Source organism: Maritimibacter dapengensis (assembly GCF_019218265.1).
Lineage (GTDB): Bacteria > Pseudomonadota > Alphaproteobacteria > Rhodobacterales > Rhodobacteraceae > Maritimibacter > Maritimibacter dapengensis.
In genome coordinates this window covers 450,234-476,298 of the sequence record NZ_JAHUZE010000004.1, presented here as the reverse complement: position 1 = coordinate 476,298, position 26,065 = coordinate 450,234, and the positions used below count along the sequence as shown (strand labels likewise).

The 26,065-nt window shown below is 61.8% G+C and carries 24 protein-coding genes; 21 read left to right on the top strand and 3 right to left on the bottom strand.

Annotation, left to right across the window (positions count from 1 at the left end):
- Positions 1 to 130 precede the first annotated feature (130 nt).
- The 17 genes from KJP28_RS17590 to KJP28_RS17510 all read left to right on the top strand — a co-directional run bounded on the left by KJP28_RS17590 (position 131) and on the right by KJP28_RS17510 (position 16,977).
- Entirely contained in the window at positions 131 to 1,210 is a 1,080-nt protein-coding gene (locus KJP28_RS17590; protein ID WP_218393929.1) for a hypothetical protein, read from the top strand.
- Positions 1,211 to 1,429, top strand: coding sequence for a hypothetical protein (locus tag KJP28_RS17585; RefSeq protein ID WP_218393928.1), 219 nt, complete (start codon positions 1,211 to 1,213; stop codon positions 1,427 to 1,429).
- Positions 1,422 to 2,564: a hypothetical protein gene (locus KJP28_RS17580; protein ID WP_218393927.1), complete on the top strand. Its 1,143-nt coding sequence runs from the start codon at positions 1,422 to 1,424 to the stop codon at positions 2,562 to 2,564. The genes KJP28_RS17585 and KJP28_RS17580 overlap by 8 nt, the downstream gene beginning before the upstream one ends.
- A 114-nt stretch (positions 2,565 to 2,678) precedes the next feature.
- Positions 2,679 to 4,616 carry an AAA family ATPase gene (locus KJP28_RS17575; protein WP_218393926.1) on the top strand — a complete coding sequence of 646 codons (1,938 nt, stop codon included), beginning with the start codon at positions 2,679 to 2,681 and terminating at the stop codon, positions 4,614 to 4,616.
- 4 nt (positions 4,617 to 4,620) lie between these two features.
- Entirely contained in the window at positions 4,621 to 4,911 is a 291-nt protein-coding gene (locus KJP28_RS17570; RefSeq protein WP_218393925.1) for a hypothetical protein, read from the top strand.
- The gene (locus KJP28_RS17565) at positions 4,908 to 5,240 is read left to right on the top strand and encodes a hypothetical protein (protein ID WP_218393924.1); all 333 of its coding nucleotides are present in this window, start codon (positions 4,908 to 4,910) and stop codon (positions 5,238 to 5,240) included. Before KJP28_RS17570 ends, KJP28_RS17565 begins: the two co-directional genes overlap by 4 nt.
- Before the next feature lie 195 nt (positions 5,241 to 5,435).
- Positions 5,436 to 6,128: an HNH endonuclease gene (locus KJP28_RS17560; protein ID WP_218393923.1), complete on the top strand. Its 693-nt coding sequence runs from the start codon at positions 5,436 to 5,438 to the stop codon at positions 6,126 to 6,128.
- On the top strand, positions 6,125 to 7,486 hold the full coding sequence (locus KJP28_RS17555) for a DUF6638 family protein (RefSeq protein ID WP_218393922.1): 1,362 nt from the start codon (positions 6,125 to 6,127) through the stop codon (positions 7,484 to 7,486). The genes KJP28_RS17560 and KJP28_RS17555 overlap by 4 nt, the downstream gene beginning before the upstream one ends.
- A gap of 3 nt (positions 7,487 to 7,489) precedes the next feature.
- A complete protein-coding gene (locus KJP28_RS17550) occupies positions 7,490 to 7,765 on the top strand; it encodes a hypothetical protein (protein ID WP_218393921.1) in 276 nt (91 codons plus the stop codon).
- 7 nt (positions 7,766 to 7,772) lie between these two features.
- Positions 7,773 to 8,450, top strand: a complete 678-nt coding sequence (locus KJP28_RS17545) for a DUF1523 family protein (RefSeq protein ID WP_218393920.1) — start codon at positions 7,773 to 7,775, stop codon at positions 8,448 to 8,450.
- Positions 8,451 to 8,569: 119 nt separating this feature from the next.
- Positions 8,570 to 10,039: an ABC transporter substrate-binding protein gene (locus tag KJP28_RS17540; protein ID WP_218393919.1), complete on the top strand. Its 1,470-nt coding sequence runs from the start codon at positions 8,570 to 8,572 to the stop codon at positions 10,037 to 10,039.
- Positions 10,040 to 10,172: 133 nt separating this feature from the next.
- Entirely contained in the window at positions 10,173 to 11,120 is a 948-nt protein-coding gene (locus KJP28_RS17535; protein ID WP_218393918.1) for an ABC transporter permease, read from the top strand.
- Positions 11,117 to 11,938, top strand: a complete 822-nt coding sequence (locus KJP28_RS17530) for an ABC transporter permease (RefSeq protein WP_218393917.1) — start codon at positions 11,117 to 11,119, stop codon at positions 11,936 to 11,938. The genes KJP28_RS17535 and KJP28_RS17530 overlap by 4 nt, the downstream gene beginning before the upstream one ends.
- Positions 11,935 to 13,518: an ABC transporter ATP-binding protein gene (locus KJP28_RS17525; protein WP_218393916.1), complete on the top strand. Its 1,584-nt coding sequence runs from the start codon at positions 11,935 to 11,937 to the stop codon at positions 13,516 to 13,518. Before KJP28_RS17530 ends, KJP28_RS17525 begins: the two co-directional genes overlap by 4 nt.
- A complete protein-coding gene (locus KJP28_RS17520; RefSeq protein ID WP_218393915.1) occupies positions 13,511 to 14,962 on the top strand; it encodes an aldehyde dehydrogenase family protein in 1,452 nt (483 codons plus the stop codon). Before KJP28_RS17525 ends, KJP28_RS17520 begins: the two co-directional genes overlap by 8 nt.
- An 81-nt stretch (positions 14,963 to 15,043) precedes the next feature.
- Entirely contained in the window at positions 15,044 to 16,213 is a 1,170-nt protein-coding gene (locus tag KJP28_RS17515) for a winged helix-turn-helix domain-containing protein (RefSeq protein ID WP_218393914.1), read from the top strand.
- Between the two features lie 23 nt (positions 16,214 to 16,236).
- Entirely contained in the window at positions 16,237 to 16,977 is a 741-nt protein-coding gene (locus KJP28_RS17510) for an SDR family oxidoreductase (protein ID WP_218393913.1), read from the top strand.
- A 28-nt stretch (positions 16,978 to 17,005) separates the two neighbouring features.
- On the opposite strand, the gene KJP28_RS17505 is transcribed toward KJP28_RS17510, so the two are convergent.
- Complete coding sequence (locus KJP28_RS17505) at positions 17,006 to 19,207, bottom strand: right-handed parallel beta-helix repeat-containing protein (protein WP_218393912.1); 2,202 nt, start codon at positions 19,205 to 19,207, stop codon at positions 17,006 to 17,008.
- 351 nt (positions 19,208 to 19,558) lie between these two features.
- Here KJP28_RS17505 and KJP28_RS17500 point away from each other — a divergent pair, with 351 nt between their 5' ends.
- From KJP28_RS17500 to KJP28_RS17485, 4 genes are all read left to right on the top strand, one after another.
- The gene (locus KJP28_RS17500; protein WP_218393911.1) at positions 19,559 to 21,403 is read left to right on the top strand and encodes a polysaccharide biosynthesis protein; all 1,845 of its coding nucleotides are present in this window, start codon (positions 19,559 to 19,561) and stop codon (positions 21,401 to 21,403) included.
- 95 nt (positions 21,404 to 21,498) lie between these two features.
- Positions 21,499 to 22,659 (top strand): glycosyltransferase family 4 protein, encoded by a 1,161-nt coding sequence (locus tag KJP28_RS17495; RefSeq protein ID WP_218393910.1) that lies wholly within the window; start codon positions 21,499 to 21,501, stop codon positions 22,657 to 22,659.
- The gene (locus tag KJP28_RS17490; protein ID WP_218393909.1) at positions 22,656 to 23,555 is read left to right on the top strand and encodes an NAD-dependent epimerase/dehydratase family protein; all 900 of its coding nucleotides are present in this window, start codon (positions 22,656 to 22,658) and stop codon (positions 23,553 to 23,555) included. The genes KJP28_RS17495 and KJP28_RS17490 overlap by 4 nt, the downstream gene beginning before the upstream one ends.
- Complete coding sequence (locus KJP28_RS17485; RefSeq protein WP_218393908.1) at positions 23,542 to 24,147, top strand: sugar transferase; 606 nt, start codon at positions 23,542 to 23,544, stop codon at positions 24,145 to 24,147. Before KJP28_RS17490 ends, KJP28_RS17485 begins: the two co-directional genes overlap by 14 nt.
- Here the strand turns inward: KJP28_RS17485 and KJP28_RS17480 are convergent.
- Positions 24,144 to 25,094 carry an ABC transporter ATP-binding protein gene (locus tag KJP28_RS17480; RefSeq protein WP_218393907.1) on the bottom strand — a complete coding sequence of 317 codons (951 nt, stop codon included), beginning with the start codon at positions 25,092 to 25,094 and terminating at the stop codon, positions 24,144 to 24,146. The genes KJP28_RS17485 and KJP28_RS17480 overlap by 4 nt on opposite strands.
- Positions 25,091 to 26,065 carry an ABC transporter ATP-binding protein gene (locus KJP28_RS17475; protein ID WP_218393906.1) on the bottom strand — a complete coding sequence of 325 codons (975 nt, stop codon included), beginning with the start codon at positions 26,063 to 26,065 and terminating at the stop codon, positions 25,091 to 25,093. The genes KJP28_RS17480 and KJP28_RS17475 overlap by 4 nt, the downstream gene beginning before the upstream one ends.

The following is a 26,065-nucleotide window of genomic DNA, read 5'->3' as shown; positions in this document are numbered from 1 at the left end:
AGCGAGCCACAGGTGCGCGGCAACGCCGAAAAACTGCCGGAACCGCCCGATTTGGCGATGGTCAGGCTTGAACAACCGCGCTAGGCTTCCAATATCGGATAATGTTACGCTTATTAACTTTGAGGTTCTCATGGCCGCCAATCTCGACACCCAGATTAAGGAAAGCCAGACGCAGGTGCAGGAGGCGCAGGCCAAGATCGCGGAATTGACCAGCCGCATCGAGACCGCCCGTGAGAAGATGAAGACGGGCGAAGACATCGCGATCGACATTGAGAACGCAACGCTTGACGATGTTCATGCCCATACGCAGGTGATGAACGCGAATATTGCGGAACTCATCATGGGGCTCGACGACGTGACGGCCGGGTTCTCCAAGGATTTCGACGAGATGCGATCGAAGACGGGCTGGGAAAGCTTCGTCGGCATATTTTCGAAACATCGGTCCGAAAGCCTTCGACAGGAACGGATGCGCACCGCCTCGATCGACGACAAGTTGCAGGACCTGATCGGCAAGTCGGATGTGATCGTCCAGCTTTTGCAAAGTCAGCTCGACATGCTGAACGAGCAGAAAACGAAGGTCGAGACCAACCTCACCGAAACGCTGGACGAGCGCGAGATGGTGGTGGGCGAGCTTGAGACACTCAAGGCCGACATTCAGGCGATGGATCCGAAGATCATCGAACTCGAAAACAAGATCGCCGTGGAACAGGACGCCGCCGCGCGCACCAAGCTGGAAAGCGAGCTCGCCGACCTGAACGCGAAATACAACGAAATGGTGCAGCAGGAGCAGGTGAAACTGGCCCGCTCCCAGACGCTCGAGCGCTATATCGAGAAGGGCAAGACCTGGGTCGACAGCCTTCAGAACCAGGCCGCGACGCAGATGGTTCTCATCAACAAGCTTCAGACGGACACCAAGCAGCGCGTGGTGCTCTATGACGCCCTGTCGAAATCGCTCAAGACCGCGCAGCAGCAGGACGTGGCCCACCGGATCAACGAGATCGGCGTGCAGACCGACAAGGAAGCGCAGGCAGCCATGGCCTCGATCGGGACCGCGACGAACCAGAAGATGGCCGATATGATGGAAGCTCACGAAGAGCATATGGTTTTCGCCCGCGACGTAATCGAAGCCAAGGCAAAGGCCGACGAACGCTTTGCCCGTCGTTTCGCCGAGATCGTCGAAAAGCACGACAAGAACCTCTACGGGGCGTAAATGATCGCCGAGCTCCCGAAACTCTTTCGCTGGTCCGTGGCGCTTCTGGTGCCGCTGGCGGCCTCGGTCGCGATGGTCGTGCTGGGTGATAGCCTTCCGTTCGGCAAGGACAGGATGGGGGGGATGTTGCGTGGCCTCGTGATCGGCGCGATCACCGTGGCGATGGTGCGCTTCATGTGCCTTGGCAAGTGGGATAAGCCGAAGTCCGACGATGCCTGAGACCGACGCCCTGACCGAAGACCACACGGACCTTGAAGATACGCGGGTCACGCGGAGGTATTTCAAAAAATTCGAGGCGATCACAGCGCATCTCGCCCGCGTCGCTGGCGTGATGGAGACCGAAGGCGCTCTGAACAAGCGCGAGGTCGAGGTTCTGGCACGCTACATCATCGCCCTGGGTTACACATTCCGGGCGCTGGCCAACAAATATCACATGACCGGCCGCATGGAGGGGATCGGTCCTGGCACGCTGACCTTCGACCGGGAGGAGAGCGGTTTTCCGGTCCATGCCGAGTTGATGCAGATGGCGTCGGACGCGGCACAGGCCACCAAACATCTCAAGACGCTCCCGAGCCAGGGCAAGCTCAAGGACCAGATGGTAAAGGAGATCGTCGGCGGCCTCACCATCCCGACCAAGCTGCAATATGCGATGAGCCAGCGGCTTTATTACGAGGAGATGGCGAAGGGAGAACTCTTCTGGCCGCAGATGGATGCCGACGCGATCTGGCTCGGCAACACCGGCGAGGGCCGAGATGTTCGCCGGCGCTACCTTGTGCATTGGGCGGTTTATGACAGCGGTCTGAACCTGCCGACGATCTACCTCTTGGAGGTCGAAGACACGGGGCGCACCGCGCTCCCCAAGGACGAAAGCCGCTGGCCGGAAGTTCAGGCGCATCTTTCCGCGCAGGCGGTGGGCGGGCTGAAGCTCGTCACCATCGCGACGGGGTTCGACCGGGACTTTCCGGACCTGCACCCGAAAAGGCTGCGCCGGTTCCATGTCGGCCCGATGTATTCCCACGCCTTCACCCGGCAGACCGGCCCGCTGCGCGACGTGCTGGCCGAGGCGCGCGCGCCCGCGGGCGAGGACTGGGCGCTGGCCTGGACGGTCGAGGAACTGGAAAGCGAGCGGGTCGAGACCGAGAAGTCAGGCTGGTTCGGGCGCGTCGAACGCGAAGTCTTCGCGCTCGATCCGTTCTCGGGCCGGGGCGCGGACACCGGAGCCACGCGGCTGACCCGCGCCGTGATCCTGCCGCAGCGCCCGTTTCAGGTGTTGGCCGAGAAGAACCCGCCGGGATTTCGCGACGTGCGAAAATTCGTGGTCAGCCCTGGGGGTCAAGTGCTGAGTTATTGGTGAATTGCGCCCCGGTCCGGGACCGGGTCGCGCGGGGGAAGGCCGCTGGCGCGGCCTCTGGAGGGCCAGCCCTCCAGACCTCCCGAAGTATTTGGGAAACGATGAAGGGGATCAGGGATGTCGATGCCGGCCGATCAGATGGAGCTTCGCGAGGAAGAGATCCGAGCGCATTACGATGCGGCCGCGGGGCTCTTGGACGGGTTCGATCACACCCCGCGCCTCGCCAAAGCGAAAGACGCGACCCCGGCCGAGCGTTCGCCCGGCGTGGCGCGCACGCGGCGGTTTCGTTCGACCACGCCCGGTCTGGTGACGCGTTCGACCGCGCGACCCGAAGGGGTGCGATTGCTGGATCGGATCGAGACGGTGGACGGAGACGACCCGATCGTGTCGCCTTTGCAAGCGGGCGCGATGCACGGGCTGCGCCGCGCTCTCGCCATCGCGCTGGCACTGGGGGATACCTATGCGCAGGCGACCGGGTCAGTGGCGCTGAAGAAAGCAAATCTGGAGGGCGCCCTGCCCCGCGACAAGTCGGGCGAATTTTCCGAGTTGCTGGCCGCTGAAGCGCTGATCGTGCTCGGCTCTTTTGCGAATGCGCTGTCGTTTCTTTTGTCCGGGCAGGCAGGCGAGGTATCCGTCGAAGTCGGCGAGGTCGAGGAGATCCTGACCGACAATGCATTGACCGCGCTGCATGGCGCCCTGTGGGAGCTTGATCAGGAAATTGCGACCTTCGCCAGTGACGAAGAACGTCTCATTCCCACCATGCTCGCTTATGCCGAACAGCTCATGGAAAAGGTCGCCCTGCGCGCCCAGACCGCGCCGCGGCTGGAGCCGTTCACGGGGGTGAATTACCGTGTGGATGCGGACGACCTGACCATTTCGGGCTTCGTGCCTGCACGGCGCGGCAAGTCTCAGACGCTCACCATGCAGTTCAAAAAACCGCACCAGGTGGTGGGCAACCATATCGCCAAGTATCAGGCGATGAAGCTGTCCAAGATGCTCATGGCCTATGATTTCGACCGCAAGCTCAACCCGTTTGCCGAGCTTGGCGGGTTCATCTTCACCTTCATGGGGGACGGCAAGCCGGGCACCGGTAAGACGACGCTCATCCAGATGATGGCCGGGCTCATCCACGGCTATTGCGAGGCGGCGGGATATCCGTTTCGTTACCAGAACCTGTCGACAGAAAGCATCGACAGCTATCAGGGCAAGTCGGCGCAGAATGCCAAGGCCTTCATCAACAACGTGCTGGACCCCGGCGTGATCGGCTTCGGTACCATCGACGACATCGACCAGCTTGCAGGCAAGCGTGGGGATCGGCAGTCGAGCGCGGGTCAGCTCGAGATCACCGCAGTACTGATGGAGAGCTTCGCCGGCGCCAACACCGTGGTGCGGGGCAATTGCACCTTCGGCATGTTCTCGAACTACCCGGAGGCGGTGGACGACGCGTTGCGCCAGCGCGCAGGGGCGCGGTTCCTCGTCGACGGGCCACAGACGCGGGACGATTACATCGACATCCTTGCACTCCTCATGGGCAAGAACCACGACATTCCGCTGGGCGAACACGAGCTTTATGCCGCGCAGGAGATCAAGAAAGCGGTGGCCGCAAGTTTCGAGGGTCACGCCCGCCCGCACGAGGACGGGCTGATCCGGGTCTATGAGCGGGTCGAGCGCGATATCGGCAAGCTCGACACCATCGCAAAGCTGGGCACCTATCTGAAGGGTATTCAGGAGGCGGACGAGCGCTTTACCGGCCGGGCGATCAAGAACATCACCGATGCGGTGAAGGTCCGCGCGATGGATTTCGAACTTCCCGACGAGTGGATGGAAGAGCCGGAGCTGTTCCTGTTCAAATCCTATGACGAGAAGAAGGGGATGATCGAGGAATTGCGCCAGCCGATCACCATTGAAATGGTGATCCAGGAGATCAACCGATACGCCGACAGCGAGTTTCGTTATGCCGACAAGTCGGACGAAGCGGCGATTGCGCAGATGGTCCGGGAGTTCGGCCTCACCGAAGAGGCCAAGCGGCGTTACGTTGAGAGCAAGGGGGGATGATATCGTGACCCTCTTCCTGATCTTCGTGGTCGTCGGCCTGCCGCTTGGCGTGTTCGCCTTGGGCGCGGGGCGTCTGGGCGCACCATGGGGTGCGCTATCGGCGATCGCGGGTCTGCCCATGGTGGCTGTCGCGCTCTGGTTCATGGCGACGAACGGCAGCGTGCCCGTCAGCGACCGGTTCAACGAGCCGGGATTGTCCGGTCTGCTGGTCGGTGCGGTCGTATCGGGTCTGACCGCGCCGTTCTGGATCGGCGGCTACGTCATGGGGCGCAGGGCGCGAAAGGAGCGGGCATGAGCGATTGTAGCGATCTCTTTTTCGTGGCCGGGCTGATGGTGGTCGGCGCGGGTATCGCGGCGTGGATCGTCGGGCGGTTTCTGGGCCGGATGCGGGAGCCGAACGTCTGGGTGATCCTCGGGGCCATCGTGGTGTCGCTTGCCGTGTTGCAGATCGGCGCGCGGCTCGCCGTGATCGTGAAGGGCCGGGTCGAGGCGGCGGGGCTTGACCCGCTGACAGTCTGTGACGGGAACCTCGGCGTGATGAGCTGGGTCGCGACGCTGTTGGTGATCGTGGCCTATGTGGGGGCGTTTTTCTTGAGCTGGCGTCGGGAGCGGGGGGTGAGCTGAATGATGCAAAGGTGGAACAGAAACGATGCGCGACCGACCGCGGGTGGACGCGAAGCGCCCGCCCGTGGGGGCGGTCGGGCGCTCATCGTTTCGCAAGCGAAACGCTGGTGAAATTAAATGTCCAATACATCGCGCCGCAATTTCATTGAGTCCCATGGAGCTTCATGCCGAAATTGGAGGTGGAGTTGGGCTTTTGTGAACCACAAAGAAAAACTCGTGATCTTTGGCACTTGGCAAACCGCATCGACACCGACTATGCGCGTCATACTCAAAGACGAGTGGGAATACGCAAACGGACGGAAACAACCGGCCTTCGCCGAAGCGAAAGAATACGCGCAACTTGTCCTTCACGACGGTTACCGGCTCAAGACCTTCTCCATGGGACAAGAGCTAATTGACCCGACTATGAAGAGTGAGACCGTCAGGATTACCGAGTTTGATCCTAATCTGAAAAGCGGACGACTGGTATATGACCGAGGTACATACTTCGCCTATTCAGAAGATGGGGTTTTTTACTTCCCTGACGAATGGGCATCAGATGTGCCCACAGTCCTTGAGCCGCTCTTGGAGGGTTCAAGAAGAACGGTCAGCGTGAGCGCCGTAGAACGCAACTCTGCAGCACGCGCTTTGTGTCTCGAACATTATGGCCTCGACTGCCAAGTATGCGGCATGAACTTCGGCGAGACATTCGGCGAACTAGGTGAGGGTTTCATTCACGTTCATCATGTTTCGCCGCTATCAGAAACGCGTGCAGAGCGACGCGTAGACCCGATCGAGGACTTGGTGCCTGTATGCCCGAACTGTCATGCAATGCTGCATAGAGAAGTGCCCCCACTGTCGGTGAACGATCTAAGGTCCATCCTCAACAAGCCAGGAATCCGCTCATGATCCGCCTCATCAAACGCGGTCTGATGTTTGGCAACCTGATCCGGGTGGACAGCCCCGCCTTGATCGACCGCTACAACCGGGCGCTTAATAGTCTCACCGGCAAGCGGACCGCGCTTTCCGAGTTTCATATCGACATTGCCGGCTATTCCTACGAGATCGGGGAGGAGCTTGGCGACCATCTTTATCTCAACCCCAACGGGGTGAACCGGATGTTCATCATCCTTACGGTGGAGCAGAAGACCGCGCCGCTGCTCAATGCCAAGTTTTCGACCTCGCGCGGTATCCTGCGGCAGTTCATCGAGGGGAACGAGGCCAAGTTATTCGCGCTGACCGCCCATGACGCCGTCGCGGGCGAGCTGGACAATTCGGTGTTCGAGGTCTCGCACCCGGCCCGCCTGCTCGACATCCGCACCATTACCGTCAGCGCGGACACGACGCAGAGCCATGTTGAGAATGCCCGCAAGCTCGCCGACCGGATCGAGCGGTTCCAGACCGAGGAGGACGCCTGGTTCGACGATGTGTTGATCGCCGAGATGATCGGGCTTGCCAAGAAGACCGGCGACGTGACGCGCCAGCCCATCGACCTCGAACGCCCCACCTACACCCAGAACAACTTCTGGACCGCGCATTTCGGCGGGCTTTACGTGTTTCGCGACGTGGCCGAGCCTGCGGCGATCGCGGTGGGCGACAAGGATGAGTTGGGCGTCATGCCAATCGAGACGACGTTGGATTTCGGGGATCGCAACGGGGTCGCGGCGTTTCTGGAACTGAACGAGTTGGTCGAACCGATCATCAAGGCGCGCGGCGTCGATGGCGCGGCGATCCTGCGCCAGAAAATGGATTTCATCCTCGTCGATGCGGCGACCAGCCGGGGGATCGAGATCGAAGGGATGGATCACCGGGCGCTGCACCGGCTGGCCCAACGTATGGGATCGGACCTGCCCGAAGAGTTTCTGAAGCTCAATCAACTTGTCCGATGGGCGCTGAACGGTGGCAAATGGCCCCGGATCGCATCGGACGACGCGAGCTATTTCTACACGCTGCGCGCGCGGCCCGATCACCCGGATCGTGACCTGATCAACCAGATGCTGTCCGAGCTTGCGCCGCTCGACATCCGGCAGCTCTTCATCTGCCACAAACAGGCGTTCTATGACGCTTATGCAGGCTGGCCGGACGCGAAGAAGGAATATGTGGCCGACTTTCTCGCCCGCGATTACGCGGCGAACAAGGCCGGGGCGCGGGATGCGCTTTTCGGAGGCGAGGAACCGGCGGCGACCCCGTCGGCCAAGCCGGTTTCACCCGCGGCCAAAGAAGATATACTCGACATCGTCGGGCCTTGGGGGGCCATCAGGAGGTAACGCATGGCATTGCTCAGGCTCATCGTTTTCGGATTTCTGTTTCTCTCGGTAATCTACCTCGCCGTGGCGTGGTATTCCCGGTCGGTCCGGCGAGAGAAGCTTGAAAAGGAATGGGCCGAGGACAATCCGGACGGCGGCGACAAAGCCGCGCGCCAGACCTTCATCACGCAAGGCATGATCGACTACAACGACTCGATCCGACCCAAGCTCCTTTTGCTCATCTACATCGTGCCCGCGCTCGCCGTGGGCGTGATCCTCTATATTACCAACGCGAATTGAGGCCATCATGCGAACTGTCCGCAACGTCATTCTCGGTATCATCGCGGTCGCGCTCGGCCTCGTCCTTCTCTACGTGTTGCCACGCCACGACATCGCCCGGATCACCGGGACCGAGGTCATCCGCATGGATTTCTCGGCCATAAACCGGCCGTTCTACGCGCAGTCCGACAGTGCCAACGAGAACCTCGCCACGCGGGACGTGCGGCTCATCAACTCGGTCAAGAAACGCGAGGCGCTTCTCGGCCTGATCCGGCGGGATGCCGAGCGGGTTTTCGTCTATCGCAATGAGGATACGGGCTGGATCTGGCCGCCTTATTTCAAGTTCGATTCATCCGATCTTCAGGCCGCCGCGCTTGCCAATGTCTCGGCCCCGGGGAACGAGCAATGGGTGGTGGTCACGCGGTACGGCTGGCGCAATCGGTTCTTCTCGATTTATCCGAACGCGATCGCAATTGAGCCGGTAGACGGGCCGGACGTGCGGATCATCCCGTGGTTCAACATCTTCTTCTTCATCGCACTCTTCGCCGCGTTCATCTTCATGCGCGCCTTCTGGCGGCAGTTTCGCGAACGTGCCATTGACCCACGGCTCGAGGATGGCCGGGATGCCTGGGACAAGGTCGACGCTTATGCGGACGAGCGGCGCGGGCGTGTGTCGCGTTGGTGGAAAAGCTGGACCGGGAAGTGATCGGACACCTTCTGCGCCTCTTCTTCTAACCTAAGCTCCACGGGAAATTGCCTTGCACCTGCGCCCTTCGGGTAGTTTCATGGTGCCGACCCCGAACGGGGCGCCAGGAGGGAGACCCAATGACCAAGCTTTTCACCACCGCCGCAGCCGTGGCGCTCATGGCGGGCACCGCGCTCGCCCAGCAGGATACGATCACCGTCGGCATGCAGCTCGAACCGCCGAACCTCGACCCCACCGGTGGCGCGGCCGCCGCAATCGACGAAGTGGTCTATGCCAACATCTTCGAGGGTCTGACCCGGTTCGGCCCGGACGGGTCGATCCAGCCCGCGCTCGCAAGCGAGTGGGAAGTGAGCGAGGACGGGACCGTCTATACCTTCACGCTGCGCGACGGTGTGTCGTTCCATGACGGTACCGCGATGGACGCCGAAGATGTGGTGTTCAGCCTGAACCGCGCCCGCGCCGAGGATTCGACGAACGCGCAGAAGGCGCTTTTCGCGGGAATCACCGAGGTCGAAGCGGTCGATCCGTTGACCGTGCGCGTGACACTGTCCGAGCCGAACGGCAACTTCCCGTTCAACATGGCCTGGGGCGACGCCGTGATCGTGGCCGAAGAGACCATCGAACAGGCCGCGACGACGCCGATCGGCACCGGCCCCTTCACCTTCACCGAATGGGTGCAGGGTGATCACGTGACGATCAGCCGGAACGAGAATTATTGGGGCGAGGCCCCTGCGCTCGCAACGGCCACGTTCAAGTTCATCGCGGACGGCAACGCCGCCTTCGCCGCGATGATGGCGGGTGACATCGACGTCTTCCCGGTCTTCCCGGCCCCCGAGTTGGTCAGCCAGTTCGAAGCAGACCCCCGTTTTACCGTGATCGAGGGCTCGACCGAGGGCGAAACCATCCTCGCCATGAACAATGCCGTCGCGCCGCTGGATGACGTGAAGGTGCGCGAGGCGATCAGCCATGCGATCAACCGGCAGGAAATCATCGACGGAGCCATGTTCGGCTACGGCACCCCAATCGGCACCCATTTCGCACCGCACAACCCGGATTACGTCGACCTCACCGAGACGTCCAACTACGACCCCGAGGCCGCCAAAGCGCTTCTCGCCGAGGCTGGAGCCGAAGGACTATCGCTGCGCCTCATGCTGCCGCCGCCGACCTATGCGCGCCGTGGCGGCGAGATCATCGCAGCCCAGCTTCGCGAGGTCGGGATCGAGACCGAGATCACCAACCTCGAATGGGCGCAATGGCTGGAACAGGTGTTCACCGGCAAGGATTTCGACCTGACCATCGTGAGCCACACGGAACCGGCGGACATCAACATCTATGCCCGCCCCGACTACTACTTCCAGTATGACAACGCCGACTTCCAGGCGTTGATCGCGGATCTGGCGGTGGAGAGCGACCCGGAGGCCCGTGCCGCCATGAACAAGGAGGCGCAGGAAACTATCGCGAATGATTTCGTGAACGCCTACCTCTTCCAGCTTGCCAAGGTCGGTGTCGCGAATGCCAATATCGAAGGGCTTTGGGAAAACGCGCCCACGCAGGCCAACGACCTGACGGATGTGCGCTGGACCGAGTGATGCACGTTACATGATACGAGAAAGGGGCGCTGTTTGGCGCCCCTTTTCACGTCGGGCGTCGCGGCTAGAGACTTTGCCCCTATGGCGCATGTTTCGGCTTTTCGCCGCCCTGCCCCCGCTCTAACCTCCCCCCATGCTGCGCTTCGCTCTCACCCGGTTCGTTTCGCTCACCCTGAGCCTTCTGATCGCGTCGCTGGTGATTTTCGCGGTCATCGAAGTGATCCCGGGCGATCCCGCTCGGTACATGTTGGGGATCAATGCCTCGGAAGACGCCGTGGCGGCCCTGCGCGAACAGCTCGGCCTGAATGACAGCCTCGCCCTGCGTTATCTGGACTGGCTTGGCGGTATGCTGACCGGGGATTTCGGCCTCTCCTACACCTACAAGGTGCCGGTCTCTGAGCTCGTCATGCAACGGCTCTGGGTGTCGCTGCCGCTCGCGCTCTATGCCCTCGCGCTTTCTACCCTGATCGCCATTCCCGTGGGCCTTATCGCTGCCGCCCGGCGCGGCAGTGCGGCGGATTATTCGATCATGGGAGCAACGCAGCTTGGCATCGCGGTCCCGAATTTCTGGTTCGCGATGCTGCTTGTGCTGATCTTCGCCGTCACCCTGCGCTGGTTCTCGGCTGGCGGGTTTCCCGGCTGGGACGCGGGCTTCTGGCTCGGAGTGAAATCCCTCACGCTTCCGGCCTTCGCGCTCGCCCTGCCGCAAGCGTCGATCCTCGCCCGCGTCATGCGCTCGGCGCTGATCGAAACGCTGGGCGAAGACTACATTCGCACCGCGCGGGCCAAAGGGCTGAGCCGCAGGCAGGCCACCGTGCGCCACGCGCTTCGAAATGCCATGATCCCGGTACTGACCATCATCGGGCTGCAATTCTCGTTTTTGCTCGCGGGCGCGATCATTATCGAGAACGTCTTTTACCTCCCCGGTCTCGGCCGGCTGATCTTTCAGGGTATCACCCAGCGCGACCTGATCGTGGTCGAAAGCCTCGTCATGCTGCTCGTGTTCGCGGTGATCCTCGTCACCTTCCTCGTCGACGTCGCCTATGCCGCGGTCGACCCCAGGCTGAGGCGCGGGAGATGAAGCTTCCTGTCCAACTCCTCATCGGCGCGGTTCTGAGCGTCTTTTTCGTGGCCGCAGCGCTTCTGAGCTTCATCTGGGTGCCGCACGACGTGGCGACCCTCACCATCTCGGACAAGTTGCAGGGGCCTTCGCCGACCTATTGGCTCGGAACGGATCACCTCGGGCGCGATACGCTGTCGATGCTGATGGTCGGCGCGCGCACCTCGATCGCGGTCGCGATCGTCGCGGTGGGGATCGGCATGGCCGTCGGCGTCCCGCTTGGCCTCATGGCGGCGGCAAATCGTGGGAGCCTGATCGACGAGATCATCATGCGGGGCAACGATCTGATCTTCGCCTTTCCCTCACTCGTCATCGCGATCCTGATCACCGCCGTCTTCGGCCCCTCGGCCGTCAATGCTATCCTCGCCATCGGGATCTTCAACATCCCGGTGTTCGCCCGCGTGACGCGGGGTGGTGCGCTTTCGATCTGGACGCTGGATTACATCCTCGCGGCGCGCGTTGCGGGTAAGGGCCGGGTCCGGATCAGCGTCGAGCATATCCTTCCGAACATCCTGAACCTCCTGATCGTGCAGGGAACGATCCAGTTCTCGCTCGGAATCCTCGCCGAAGCGGCGCTGTCCTATGTCGGCCTCGGCGCACAGCCCCCCACGCCAAGCTGGGGGCGGATGCTTGCGGAAGCGCAGACGATGATCTTCACCGACGCGCGGCTCGCCATCCTGCCTGGACTCGCGATCGTCGCGATGGTGCTTGGCCTCAACCTGATGGGCGACGGATTGCGCGATCTGACGGACCCGCGGGTCAGGAGAGCGCGCGCATGATCGGGCTGGAATCCCTGTCGCTCTCGATTCATGGCACGCCCATTCTGAGGGATATTGACCTGTCCATCGCGCCGGGGAAGGTCACGGGGTTAGTCGGCGAAAGCGGGTCAGGCAAGTCGATGACTGCGCTGGCGATCATGGGACTGTTACCGAACGGATCGGACGTTTCCGGCGCGGTGCGGCTGGGGGACGAAAACCTTCTGAATGTGTCCGAACGCCGCCTGTGTGACATCCGCGGCAATCGGATCGGTATGATTTTTCAAGAGCCGATGACGGCGCTCAACCCGGTCAAGACGATCGGCGACCAGGTGGCCGAAACGCTGCTCATCCATGGCCGTGCCGAACGGCGCGAGGCCCGGCGCATCGCGGGCGAAAAGCTCGCGCGCGTGGGTCTGGGGCACATGCCGCTGACACGCTTCCCACATGAACTGTCAGGCGGACAGCGTCAGCGCGTCGCCATCGCCATGGCCATCGCGCTCCACCCCGAGCTTCTCATTGCCGACGAGCCGACGACCGCCCTCGACGTGACCACGCAGGCGCAGATCCTCGACCTGCTCAACGAAATCGTGGACGAGGAGGGCATGTCGCTACTGCTCATCACCCACGACCTCGCCGTGGTCGCGGGCATGGCGGATCATGTGGCGGTTATGAAGGAGGGCGAGATCGTCGAACAGGACGCGACCGAGCCATTGTTCCGCAACATGAACCACCCCTATACCAAGGCGCTGTTCGCGGCCTCCTCTCACCAACCTGACCGTAAACCCCTTCCCGTCACCGACGCGATCCTGACCGCCGATGCGGTGGTCCGCGACTACCCGACCGCGCGGCCGTCTCTCTTCGCGCCTCCGGGCCGGTTTCGCGCCGTGAACGAGGTGAGTTTCACATTGGGCAAAGGCGAAAGCCTCGGACTGGTGGGGGAAAGCGGCTGCGGAAAGTCTACGCTGACCCGCGCGATCCTCGGCCTCGACCCGATCCAGGGCGGCCGCATCACAGCGTTCGAGCGCGAGGTCGGCCCGGATTTCCCCAATGCGCTGCGCGCCGGGATCCAGGTCGTGTTCCAAGACCCGTATGGCAGCTTCAATCCACGCTGGACGGTCGAACGGCTCGTCTCTGAGCCCTTCCACCTCATGCCCTCGCCGCCCAAGGATCGCCGGGCGCGCGTGGCGGAAGCTCTGACCGATGTCGGGATCGACCCCTCTGCGATGGATCGCTATATCCACGAGTTTTCCGGCGGTCAGCGGCAGCGCATCGCCATCGCCCGTGCGCTCATCACCAAGCCCGACCTGATCGTGCTGGACGAGGCGGTCTCGGCGCTCGATGTCTCGGTGCGCGCGCAGGTGCTCGACCTGATCGCGCGACTTCAAGCCGAGCACGGCTTGAGCTATATCTTCATTTCCCATGACCTGTCCGTGGTGCGGTCGATCACCGACCGGGTCATGGTCATGCGCGCGGGCGAGATCGTGGAGGAAGGCGTGACGGAAACCGTCTTCACCGACCCTCAGCACGATTACACCCGAACCCTGATCGCGGCGACCCCGCGTATTCCGGACGACTGGCAGGAGGACGGCCAACATGCGTGAACATCTTTGGTACGACGCGACACAAGTCCATATCGGCGGCGAATGGCGCGCGCCCACAGGTGGCGGGCAACTCGACCTCGAGAACCCGTCGACCGGCGAGGTGATCGGCACCATCGCGCGCGGCACGGGCGAAGACATCGACGCCGCCGTTTCCGCCGCACAGGCTGCGCTCGACGGCGACTGGGGGCGCATGACGGCGCTGGAGCGTGGGCGGATCCTGACGCGCATCGGGCGCTTGGTGCAGGAGAAAATAGAAGCACTCACGATCATCGAGGCGGCGGACGTTGGCAAACCGCTGACGCAGGCTCGCAATGACGCCGTGGCACTCGCCCGGTACATGGAATTCTATGGCGGAGCTGCCGACAAGATCATGGGCGAGACGATCCCTTATCTCGACGGCTACACCGTCTATACCTTGCGCGAACCGCATGGCGTCACCGGGCATATCGTCCCCTGGAATTACCCGATGCAGATCATCGGACGTTCCGTCGGTGCTGCACTCGCCATGGGCAATGCCTGCGTTCTCAAACCCGCGGAGGAAGCCTGCCTCACCGCGCTCGCCTTCGTCGCCCTCGCCGAGGAAGCGGGGCTCCCCCCCGGTGCGCTGAACGTAGTCCCGGGCCTTGGCGAAGAAGCAGGCGCCGCTCTCACCGCGCACCCCGGCGTGCATCACATCAGCTTCACGGGGTCGGTGGGCGTCGGATCTCTGGTGCAGGCGTCGGCGGCAACGAACGTAACCCCCGTCACGCTGGAACTCGGCGGCAAGTCGCCCCAGATCGTGTTCGACGATGCCGACATCGACGCCGCGATCCCGTTCCTCGTCGGAGCCTGTATCCAGAATGCGGGTCAGACCTGTTCGGCCTCGTCGCGGGTTCTGATCCAGCGTGGCGTCTACGACGACGTTGTGGCCCGGATGGGCGCGCGCTATGACGCGATGGTTTCAGCCCCCGCCGACAGCGACGGGTCCCTTGGCCCGCTCATTTCGGCGAAGCAGAAAGAGATCGTGAAAGGGTTTTTGGAGAAGGGCGAAGACCTCCGGGTCGCAGGGCTTGGCTCGATCGCCGAGGGCGCCCCCGAGGCCGGCCACTACGTGCCGGCGACGCTCTTTGCCGATGTCCCTCCCGACCACCCCCTCGCCCGCGATGAGATTTTCGGCCCCGCGCAGGTCGCCATTCCCTTCGACACCGAGGAGGAGGCGGTCGCTATCGCGAATGGCACCGACTATGGCCTTGTCGCCTCCGTTTGGACGGAAAATGGCGCACGTCAGATGCGGATGGCCAAGGCGATCCGGGCCGGACAGGTGTTCATCAACAATTACGGCGCGGGCGGCGGCGTCGAGTTGCCCTTCGGCGGGGTCGGGAAATCGGGCCATGGGCGCGAGAAGGGCTTCGAGGCGCTCTACGGGTTCTCCACGCTCAAGACAGTCGCGGCAAAGCATGGCTGAACCGACGCGCGCAGCCACCCTGTTTCCGGTCTCCAAATATCCCGGGGAGTGCGAGGGGCTGGCCCCTCGCCCGCGCGCCGTTTGACCCCCCTGCGGATTGACAACCGAACGGCGCGGGCGCTTTGGCTCGATGCCCACGGACTCGCTGCCGCGCCGACCCGTGCGCCCGATGTCATGGCGATCATCGAGGCGTTGGGGTTTCTTCAGATCGACACCATCCGCAACGTGGTCCGCGCTCAGGATCACATCCTGTGGAGCCGGGCGCAGACCTATCGCGAAGGGCAGGTCTGGCGACACTTGGCCAACCGTGATCTGTTCGAGCACTTTACGCACGATGCCTCGTTGATCCCGCGTTCCGTCCTTCCCCTCTGGACCCGCCGTTTTCACGAACTTGGCGACAAGGCTGCGCAAGGGGCATGGTATCAATCGGGTCTGGGCCGGGCCGAGATCGACGCCATACGCGACCGTATCTCGCAGGAAGGCCCGCTCTCGACCCATGCCTTCGACACCAAGGTCGAAGCACGCGAAATGTGGGCGCGACCACCGCATAAGAAAGCGTTGGACCAGATGTGGTACGCGGGCGCGCTGGCGACCTGCCACCGCGAGAATTTCGTGAAATTCTACGACCTCGGCGAGCGGGTTCTGGGCCCGATTGACAGGGGCGCTTCTGATTTAGACCGCGAGCATTCGCTCCACGCTCGCGCGCTAGCCCACCTGCCCTTCGCCACCCATGGTGAAGTTGCCCGGTTCTGGGATCTCGCCCGTCCTGCCGAGGCGCGTGCCTGGACCGATGCCCACACGATCCCGGTCGAGATCGAGGGCGGGGACGGGCGCATCCATGCAAGCCGCGCGGCCCCTGATATCGAAACTCGCCTCGCGACCGAGCCGCCCCTGTCGAACCGCTTGCGCATCATCAATCCGTTCGACCCGGCCTTCCGAGACCGCGCCCGTACCGAACGGCTGTTCGGCTTTTCCTATCGCAACGAGATGTTCGTGCCCGCCGACAAACGGGTGTTCGGCTATTACGTCTACCCGCTGCTCGAAGGGGACCGTTTCGTGGGGCGGCTTCAGGCGAAAGCCGACAAGTCCACCAACACGCTCTGCGTCTCTGGGATCTGGACCGAGCCGGGTGTGCGTTTCGGACAAGGCCGGGTCGACCGGCTCGACGCGGAACTCGCGCGTTTCGCGCGCCTCGGCGGTCTCGACGGGGTCACTTGGGCTTGCCCTCGCCCCGAGACACGCGCAACCTGACGCCGGACTAATGGGAGGACCACATGCGTCTTGAAGGGAAACGCGCCATCGTAACCGGCGGCGCTTCGGGATTTGGCGAAGGCATCGTGCGAAAATTCGCGGCGGAAGGTGCCGAGGTGCTCATCGCCGATTTGAACGAAGAAGCCGCGCGCAAGGTCGCCGACGATGTGGGAGGCGTCGCGCTCAGGGTCGATGTGGCTGATGGCGCCTCGGTCGAAGCCCTGGCGGACACAGCGGAGCGCGAGATGGGCGGGATCGACATTCTCGTCAACAACGCCGGCATCACACATCTTCCGAAACCGATGGAGGAGGTGACGGAAGAGGAGTTCGACCGTGTGTTCAACGTGAACGCAAAGTCGGTCTATCTCACCGCTCGCCATATCGTACCACGCATGAAAGTCGCCCAGTCGGGCGCGATCCTCAACATCGCGTCGACGGCGGGGCTCAGCCCGCGCCCCAACCTCAACTGGTACAACGCTTCTAAGGGCTGGATGATCACGGCGACCAAGACGATGGCGGTCGAACTCGCGCCATTCGGCGTGCGTGTGAACGCGCTCGCCCCCGTCGCGGGGGAAACGCCGCTTCTTTCGAGCTTCATGGGCGAGGACACGCCAGAGATGCGCGCAAAATTCCTCTCGACCATTCCGCTCGGTCGCTTCTCGACCCCGGAAGACATGGGCAACGCCGCCTGTTTTCTTTGCTCGGACGAGGCCGGCATGGTGACTGGCGTTGCCATGGAAGTGGACGGCGGGCGCTGTATCTGACCCGGCGTCTCGCGCCGGGTCATGAGGCTCAGCGGAACGTGCCGTCCTTCTGGATGCAATCGCGCCAGACCGTGTTGGAGCCGCCGATAAAGCTGTTCGCGTTTGTCGATCCGACACCCCGTGCGATGATCCCGCTGCCGACGCAATTGCTGCAACTTGCCTCAAGCGCCACGCCCTTGGTTGTGGCATGTGTCGCGTCGCTGCGGATCACCGGCGAAAAGGTTCCGGTGTTGCAGCTGTATACGCGATAGGCGATGTTGCTCGACGCGCCGCAATTGGTCACCTGATCCCGGCCACAGACCGCGCCGGACACGCCGGTCATAAAGACGCCTTCGTAGGTGAAATTGCGGATCACGTTCCGATCCGAGACGAAATTGGAAGCGGTCACCAGCATTCCACGGCCAAATGCCGCCGGATCGGTATGGACCATGACATTCTCGGTCGCGCTCACGTTGCTGGAATAGGTGACTTTCAACCCGAAGCGTTGCGTGGCGATATCGCAGCCCGTGCAGACGAGGTCGCGAGACGTCTGAAGCTGTATACCATCCTCTGCATTGTCCCAGCAGCGCGCACGCTCAATGCGGATCTTGTCGTTGTTGCCGGGCCTGCCGTAAACGTTCAATCGCAGGTCGGACGCCCATGGGTCGAAGGACCGCTCCCCCGTGCCGATCGCAGCGAAGCCGGCGATCTCGCCAACGCCCGAAGCGACGCCGACCCGGATCTTCGATTGCGACGGGTCTATCTCGACAATCTGGTAGTAGCCCGCCGACATCTCCGCGGGCCAAGTCGCTCCGTTCACGGTAATGCGTGACACGTACATGCCTTCATAAATGTCGAGATCGTCGGTCAGCAGATTTCCTGCCGTTCCGTCGGTCACTTCGATCCAACCGTTCGCCGTGTCGAATGACTTGATGCCGAGAACGTCGCCGACACGTGCTATGCCTTCCTTGAAATTGGTGCCTCCGGCGCTCGTGATGATTCCGGACCCTCCGTTATTCCAGCATGCGGCGTCTTCAATCGTCACTTCCGACCCGAACACCACGCCTATGCCCGAGTTGTGTGGATTGTCGTGGCAGCGAGGGCGACGGATCAGGATATTCCGAAGCGCGCTGGTTGCGTCCGCCATATAACGGTTCGCTTCTACGTCTATCCCGAGCCCGAAGGCGGGACCGGCGTCGAAGGCTTCGAAATTGTCGACGAGGATGTCGCGCCCGGCGACAATGCTAAGACCATTTCGCGCCACGGCGTCGCCGTCGGCAATACAATCGACAAGGGCGATATTTTGCGGGATGGAATTGGTCGCAGGATCGCCCCCGATATAAAAACAATCGTCGCCAGTGTTCCCGGCTCCGATGACGCGGACGCCGCTAACGGTGCAGTTACGCGGTGTCGAAGTCGAGCTTGCAAGCACTGCGATACCGTGGCTCGACTGCGACCCGTCCATCTGGATGGTCGCACCATAGCCTTCTACATGAATGTCCTGATCGAGGATCTGAATGCCGCGCGTCGCGCCCGACAGAACCTTGTAGATCAGGCCGTTTTCCAAGCGGAGTCGCGTAGCTGCAGCAGGGGTAAGTGTGTCGCCAACCACTTCGCCCAAAACCTTGTTTATTACGAGCACCCCGCCTGCAGCGGTCGCCAGAGCGTTGTGCAACTTTGCGGTTTCATCGATGCCCGGCTTCACGCCCCACATCGCGGTGTGAAAATCGCCTTCCGGCGTGCGAAGCACCTCGAGCCGGATACCCCCTGCGGTCAGAAGGTGGTATTCTGTGGCGGATGCATCGACAATTCGATAGCTGTAACCGCGGTCGATTGCAGAAATCACCTCTCCGGCGCTCACGGTGTCGTCTCCGGCCCCAGTTTCATACGTCATCTGGGAATCTGCGAGCATCGCTTCGACCGACGCGAACCACTTGCGTCCGGCGACGGAAATCGCACCGCTGGTTTCCACGGCGGTCGCCACGGGGAAATCTTCGGCGCAGTGAAGCTCTTCGCCAAAAGGTGCGAGGACCACCGCGCGATAGTAGCCGTCAACCGCATGAATTGGCGGGAATATCCCGAAGTCATTCGCCCGGACGGGATTGGGCTGCGTCACCGTCAGATGGAAATCCGAAAACAATGGGGCAAGGTTGTCGGTCCCGGCACGGTAAACGTACATCAAAGCGTGTGGCACCGGATCGCCAAGTTCATCGGTCGCGTGATGCAACTCCGGAAGCGAAATCTTTCCCATTTTCCTATCCTCTCGATACGGTCGAATGCGGCTGGTGAGGAAGACCTGCGGGTCCGTCGAAGCCCTCAACGGGCGTGACAAGTGACGGGCATCACCGCACCGGCCGTTGGTCCAGTCGTGCTGACTATTCGTCGTAACGGGTCAATGAGTTCTGAAGGCTGCGAGTCGCTGCCTTCGTCGCAGAGCGGCGTGTCCCCACTAGGATTTTTTGGAAATACAACCATAAGTAATCTTGATCCATGGCTCATTTCACGCATAAGATGTGTTGCGAGGGCGGAGTTACTGATGTTTGAAGTATTTGATAAATTGCTTCTTTCTCCCGCTTTGGCAGCGACAAGACTGCCTCGCCGAGTGAAGCACGCGATCCTTTTCACCTTTGATTTAATGACCGCGTCTGCGGCCCTGGCACTCGCCTTCTGGGTGCGTACCGACACGTTGGGTCCGAATGTCGACACGGGACAGGCAGGCTTGTTCAGCGGGGCCTATCTTGTCTTCGCAGCAATCTCGATCCTCGGTTTTCGGCTCCATCGCATCAAAGCGTCCGAGTTTCACTCGAAGCTCTTGATGCACATTCTGCCGACGACGGTCGCGCTGGCCCTCGCCGCCGGGTTCGCGAGCTTCCTGACGCAAACGCCTGTTCCGCGTTCCGTTCCCTTGGGGACAGGCGTGTTCTTCTTCGGACTTGCGACGACCTATCGGTTCCTTCTCGCGAATCTCATCGACCTGAAACTGCGCTATGGCGTCCGTGCGAGCCGGGCGATCATTTACGGTGCGGGGCGAGCAGGCATGCAACTCGCCCACGGATTGAAGCGGTCGTCCGAAATGCTTCCCGTCATGTTCGTGGATGACGATCCTCACGTTCAACATACATACGTCTCCGGCATGATGGTGCGCGAACCCGAGCGACTTGCCGACCTGGTGCAACGGTATCGCATCGACCGGGTGCTGATCGCGATGCCGTCTGCGAGTCCCGAGCGACTCAAGGCGATCGTGGCCAACCTGTCGTCACTCGACGCCGAGATCCAGGTCATGCCGTCCTTCGTCGATCTCATCCTGCAAGGTCGTAAAAAGGACATCAGTCTCGTCCCTGCCGAACAGCTTCTTGGACGGAGCCAGGTCGATCTCGAGCACCCGCATATCACCAAAACCTACGCCGGTCGGTCGGTGATGGTGACGGGGGCCGGCGGTTCGATCGGCTCAGAGCTTTGCCGACAAATCCTGAAATGCGCGCCAGATCGGCTGGTCATGTTCGATCAGAGCGAATTTGCCCTCTACACGCTTGAAATGGAACTGGCGCAACTGGCGAAGGACGCCAATATCGACCTTATCGCCAGACTGGGTTCTGTCACCGACCCGAGAAGGGTGAGATCGATCATCGGCGAGACCTGCCCCGATGTCATCTTGCATGCCGCTGCTTACAAACACGTGCCGATCGTGGAAGACAACGAGGTCGAGGGCGCTTTCACCAATGTCTTGGGAACGCGAAACGTCGCGCTCGCAGCCATCGAGGCCGGTATCGAACGCTTTGTGCTGGTGTCGACCGACAAGGCGGTTCGTCCGACCAATATCATGGGCGCGACCAAACGGATGGCCGAAATGGTTCTTCAGGACCTCGCCACGCGCAGCACGCGAACGAAACTGTCGATGGTCAGGTTCGGCAACGTGCTCGGTTCGTCGGGGTCGGTCGTTCCTCTCTTCCGCCGCCAAATCCAGAGCGGCGGCCCGGTCACAGTGACACACCCGGAGGTCACACGGTATTTCATGACGGTTCCCGAAGCGTCGCGGCTCGTCTTGTTGGCCGGCGCATATTCTGCGGGCGGAGACGTCTTCGTTCTCGACATGGGCAAGCCGAAACGGATTTTCGACATTGCGCGGCGGATGATCGAAATGAGTGGTCAGACGGTGCGCGACCCGGACACCGGAAAAGGCGACATCGAAATCCAGATCGTCGGATTGCGGCCGGGCGAGAAGCTTTATGAGGAGCTTCTGATCGGTGCCGACAACCTGCTCAAGACTCCGCATCCCCTGATCCTGCGTGCCGAGGAGACGTTCTTGAGCCAGATCGAAACAGCGTCACTCGTGCGTGAGCTTTCCGCGATGCTGGAAGGGCAGGACAAATACGGCATTCGCGACCTCGTGACCAGGTTCGTTGACGGGTACAAAGCGCCGGTCCGCGAAGCAGTTCCGGCGTCCTGACCTTTGGGGATGCCTCGCAGAAATACCAAAATGGCACGCGGCACTTCTATTGAAGCGGCGACCGTTCACAGGACCAAGACGAGCGGTTCTTGCCCATGAAGGTGCTCATTCTCACAGCTTACGCGCCATCGCTCGTGAACTTCCGCGGGCCGCTCATAAGCGAATTGCGAGGATTGGGACATGAGGTTCATGCCGGGGCACCCGATCTCGACGAAAGCACGCGGGCACGGGTCGAAGCGTTGGGTTGCACGACACATGAAACGCGCATGACGCGGCAAGGCACTGGCTTTCGCGCGGACATCGCCTATGCGAAAGATCTGCGCGCATTGATCCGCCGGATCGAACCGGACCTCGTACTGACGTATGCGATCAAGCCGAATATCTGGGGCGCATTCGCGGCGTATGCCGAGGGGGTGCGCAGCGTCGCCATGATCACGGGCCTTGGTTTTGCCTTTTCGGCATCCGACGGCGACAGCCCGCGAACAAGGCTGGTCAAGCGTATCGCACGCACGCTTTATCGCCGCGCCACCGACCGAAACGAAGCGGTCATTTTTCAGAACCATGACGACTTGCGCGACTTTATGGTCGCGGGGTGTCTGGGTGAGCCGCGAAAGGCCGGACTTGTGGACGGTTCTGGCGTCGACCTCGAGCATTACAGACCCGCACCTCTTCCTGATGCGCCCATTTTTCTGATGGTTGCGCGCGTCATTGGTGCGAAGGGTGTGCAAGAATACGCGCAAGCCGCGCTGGCGGTACGAACGACCCATCCGTATGCGCGGTTCCAGCTACTGGGTTTCATCGACGGCGGGCCCGACGCCATTGACCCGGACATTTTCGCGCATTGGACAAGCGACGTCCTGGAATACGTCGGTCACGTCGAGGACGTGCGTCCTTTCCTAGCTGGTTGCCGAGTATTCGTGCTGCCATCACGGTATCGCGAAGGTGTCCCGCGTTCCACGCTCGAGGCGCTGGCGACAGGCCGCCCAGTTATCACCACGGATGCCCCGGGATGTCGGGAAACAGTCATTGACGGAGAGAACGGTTTTCTGGTGCCGGTTCGTGACCCGGATGCGATTGCGGCACGGATGCACTGGCTCCTCGATCATCCGGATGATTGCGAACGGATGGCGCAGGCCAGCCTCGCGCTCGCGCGGACACGTTTCGACGTGGAACGAGTGAACGCGATCCTGCTCGATCACCTCGGCCTTGCGCGTGGGGGAGCACCCCAAGCACGGCGTGAGGCAATCGCATCATGACCCGGACCCGTCCCGACGCACGATTGCTCCTCGTGGGGAGCACCGGACGGGCGGGACGGCTAATATCGAAGGCATGGACGCGCTACCCGCCAGGCGCCAGAACCGTAATCCAGGTGCGTGACTGCGCGGAAGCGAACACGCCGGGGCAGTTACGTTGGGCACCTTTGGAAAGCACCGAACCATTGCGCGACTGGGTTTCACACTATGGCTCGATAGATGCAATGATCGTCATGGCGGGCGTCATACCGGCATCGGGCGGCAATCTCGAAGACAACGGCACGATTGCCGAGGCCTGCGTCGCCGGCGCATTGGACGCCAATATCCGCCGCGTCCTGATTGCGTCCTCATCGAGTGTGTACGGATCGTGGAAATCCACCCCGTACTCCGAGGAAGACGAAACCCGGCCTGTGAACCCTTACGGGAAAGCGAAAGTCGACATGGAAAGAGCCGCGCTTAGTCTGAGTGCCGACAAGGTCGAAGTGACGAACCTCAGAATCGGAAATATCGCAGGTGCGGATGCGCTTCTCTTGAAACTCGCAAATGCAGGCTCGGGCAGGCCCTTGATTATTCACAGGTTCGCAGACGATAGGGGACCGTTTCGCTCCTACATCGGCCCGGTGTCGCTTGCCGCATCACTTGTCCGGCTGGCATTACATAAAGGCCCCTTGCCACCTATACTCAATGTCGCTGCACAATCAGCGGTTCATATGGAAGATCTTGCCGAAGCCGGAAGTATCCCTTGGAGGTTTGTTCCAGCACCGCTACATGCGCATCAGAACATCGTGCTGAATACGGCCAAACTCGCTCGGATCGCGCCTATGCCTCACGGTGCTTGGAATCCTAAGGCCATCATCGGCGAATGGGCTGGACTTGGCATGACAGATGTCCCTTCCTAAGCGGCTTTTCGACTTGGCCTTGGCGGTCGTTCTATCCTTCGTGTTGCTCCCGGTCATGGTTGCGCTCGCGGTCGCCATAATTCTGTTCGACGGTTTCCCGGTGTTCTACGTTTCGGAAAGAATGAAGGGTACCGGCGAGGGATTCGACCTTGTCAAGTTCCGCACGATGCGTTCCGCAATATCGGATCATGGCGTTTCAGGCGGAGACAAGTCCGCCCGGATCACGCGAACCGGCTCCATGCTTCGTGCGGCCCGTCTGGACGAGATCCCGCAGCTCTGGAATGTGCTGCGCGGCGACATGAGCTTCGTCGGCCCGCGACCGCCCCTTAGGATGTATGTAAACAGGTTTCCCGGGCTTTATGCCGAGGTCTTGCAATGTCGACCGGGGATAACCGGGCTGGCGTCGCTCGTCTTTCACGCGCATGAAGAAAAGCTGCTTGCCGACTGCCAGTCCGCCGATGAATCAGACGCGGTCTATTCCCGTCGCTGCGTGCCGCGGAAAGCCCGTCTCGACTTGATCTACCAGCGGAACCAGTCGTGCTGCATGGACATCTGGATCATGCTCAAGACCGTTTCCAAACGCTCGTCCTAGCCCTCCGGATACCAGCACGCTGCCGGATGCTCGCCCATCAATTCCGGGCGCTGCTCCCGGCATTTCGTCTTCGCTTTCCAGCATCTCGGCGCGAACGGGCACCCGTCCGGCACGGCCAAGGGCGACGGCAATTCGCCTTCCAACTTGATCCGCATCTTGTCCGGATTGGGCTCGGTCGATGGCGTCGCGGACAGAAGCGCCTTCGTGTAGGGGTGACGCGGGTTCGAGAAGACCTGTTCCTTGGTCCCGAATTCCACGGGACGGCCGAGATACATCACGGCCACATCGTCGGCCACATGGCGAACTACCGACAGGTCGTGCGAGATGAACAGATAAGCGAGGTCCAGACGCTCCTGAAGGTCGAGGAGCAGGTTCAGAACCTGCGACTGGATCGACAGATCGAGCGCCGAAACCGGCTCGTCGAGCACCAGAAGCTTCGGCTCCAGCATGAGCGCGCGCGCTACCGCGATCCGCTGGCGCTGCCCGCCCGAGAACATATGCGGGAAGCGGTCGAAATGCTCTGGGCGTAGGCCCACAAGCTCGAGCATCTCGCGCGCCTTGGCCTGCCGCTCCTTGGCCGGCATGTCCGGGCGGTTGATCTTCAACGGCTCTTCGAGAATCGCACCGATCCTGTGGCGCAAATTGAGCGACCCGTAGGGGTCCTGGAACACGATCTGCACATGGCTGCGCAGTCGGTCCCAATTGTCCGGCGTCGCCTCGATCCCGTCGATGTTCAGGCTGCCAGCCGTCGGTTCCTCGATCAGGGTCACCAGCCGCGCCAGCGTTGACTTGCCGCAGCCCGACTCGCCGACCACCGCCAGCGTCTTCCCGGCCTCGATCTGGAACGTCGCCTCAGACAGAGCCTTCACGACGCCGGGTTTTGAAAACAGCCCGCCCCCGACCTCATAATGACGCGCCAGCCCTTCGGCACTTACCACCGCGTTCATGCCACGTCCTCCTGCCGCGTGATCGGATAGTGACATCGCGCGAGCCCCAGATCCGGCGGTTGCACCGGCGGAGGCGTCTTGCGGCATTTGTCATCGGCGAATTTGCATCTCGGCGAGAACAGGCATCCCTGCGGCCGGTCATACTGGCCCGGCACGACACCGGGAATGGTCGGCAGGTGTCGCTCGGTCGCGCGCTCCGGCAAAGCCGCGAGAAGCGCCGCCGTGTAGGGGTGATGCGGGTCGGAAAAGAGGCCGCGCACTTCCTGCTCCTCGACCTTCTGACCCGCGTATTGAACCTGCACCCGCTGCGCCGTTTCCGCCACCACGCCCATGTCATGCGTGATGAGGATAAGTGCCATGCCGGTTTCCTTTTGCAGGTCCGCAAGCAGATCGAGAATCTGCGCCTGGATGGTCACGTCGAGTGCCGTCGTCGGCTCGTCCGCGATAAGGAGGCGCGGTTTGCAGGCAAGCGCCATGGCGATCATGACACGCTGACTCATCCCGCCTGAAAGCTGGTGCGGAAACGCCTTCAACCGCCGCTCTGGATCGGGGATACCGACGAGTTCCATCAATTCAATCGCACGCTTCTTGCGCTCCGCCCGGTCGAGGTCGAGGTGGATCTTGAGCGATTCCTTGATCTGAAATCCGACCGTGAAACAGGGGTTCAAACTCGACATCGGTTCTTGGAAGATCATCGACATGTCGCGCCCGATCACCTTGCGCCGCGCCATGGGGCCAAGGTCGCGCAGGTCTATCCCGTCGAAGCTCATCTCGTCCGCCGTGATCGTCGCGGTCCAGGGCAGAAGACCCATCATGGCCAGCATGGAGACCGACTTGCCCGAACCGGATTCCCCCACGATGGCGAGGATGTCGCCCTGGTCCACGTTGATGTCCACCCCGTCCACAGCGCGGAACATTCCGCCTGCGGTGTCGAAATCGACCGAAAGGTTCTTGATCGTCAGGAGAGACAT

Bases quoted from the DNA above. Each gene is read 5' to 3' on its own strand.
- KJP28_RS17525 (WP_218393916.1), top strand. From the start codon at position 11,935: ATGATCGGGCTGGAATCCCTGTCGCTCTCGATTCATGGCACGCCCATT.
- KJP28_RS17490 (WP_218393909.1), top strand. From the start codon at position 22,656: ATGACCCGGACCCGTCCCGACGCACGATTGCTCCTCGTGGGGAGCACC.
- KJP28_RS17550 (WP_218393921.1), top strand. From the start codon at position 7,490: ATGGCATTGCTCAGGCTCATCGTTTTCGGATTTCTGTTTCTCTCGGTA.
- KJP28_RS17485 (WP_218393908.1), top strand. From the start codon at position 23,542: ATGTCCCTTCCTAAGCGGCTTTTCGACTTGGCCTTGGCGGTCGTTCTA.
- KJP28_RS17580 (WP_218393927.1), top strand. From the start codon at position 1,422: ATGCCTGAGACCGACGCCCTGACCGAAGACCACACGGACCTTGAAGAT.
- KJP28_RS17535 (WP_218393918.1), top strand. From the start codon at position 10,173: ATGCTGCGCTTCGCTCTCACCCGGTTCGTTTCGCTCACCCTGAGCCTT.
- KJP28_RS17505 (WP_218393912.1), bottom strand. From the start codon at position 19,207: ATGGGAAAGATTTCGCTTCCGGAGTTGCATCACGCGACCGATGAACTT.
- KJP28_RS17475 (WP_218393906.1), bottom strand. From the start codon at position 26,065: ATGTCTCTCCTGACGATCAAGAACCTTTCGGTCGATTTCGACACCGCA.
- KJP28_RS17555 (WP_218393922.1), top strand. From the start codon at position 6,125: ATGATCCGCCTCATCAAACGCGGTCTGATGTTTGGCAACCTGATCCGG.
- KJP28_RS17585 (WP_218393928.1), top strand. From the start codon at position 1,211: ATGATCGCCGAGCTCCCGAAACTCTTTCGCTGGTCCGTGGCGCTTCTG.
- KJP28_RS17495 (WP_218393910.1), top strand. From the start codon at position 21,499: ATGAAGGTGCTCATTCTCACAGCTTACGCGCCATCGCTCGTGAACTTC.
- KJP28_RS17480 (WP_218393907.1), bottom strand. From the start codon at position 25,094: ATGAACGCGGTGGTAAGTGCCGAAGGGCTGGCGCGTCATTATGAGGTC.
- KJP28_RS17510 (WP_218393913.1), top strand. From the start codon at position 16,237: ATGCGTCTTGAAGGGAAACGCGCCATCGTAACCGGCGGCGCTTCGGGA.
- KJP28_RS17575 (WP_218393926.1), top strand. From the start codon at position 2,679: ATGTCGATGCCGGCCGATCAGATGGAGCTTCGCGAGGAAGAGATCCGA.
- KJP28_RS17540 (WP_218393919.1), top strand. From the start codon at position 8,570: ATGACCAAGCTTTTCACCACCGCCGCAGCCGTGGCGCTCATGGCGGGC.
- KJP28_RS17545 (WP_218393920.1), top strand. From the start codon at position 7,773: ATGCGAACTGTCCGCAACGTCATTCTCGGTATCATCGCGGTCGCGCTC.
- KJP28_RS17530 (WP_218393917.1), top strand. From the start codon at position 11,117: ATGAAGCTTCCTGTCCAACTCCTCATCGGCGCGGTTCTGAGCGTCTTT.
- KJP28_RS17565 (WP_218393924.1), top strand. From the start codon at position 4,908: ATGAGCGATTGTAGCGATCTCTTTTTCGTGGCCGGGCTGATGGTGGTC.
- KJP28_RS17590 (WP_218393929.1), top strand. From the start codon at position 131: ATGGCCGCCAATCTCGACACCCAGATTAAGGAAAGCCAGACGCAGGTG.
- KJP28_RS17520 (WP_218393915.1), top strand. From the start codon at position 13,511: ATGCGTGAACATCTTTGGTACGACGCGACACAAGTCCATATCGGCGGC.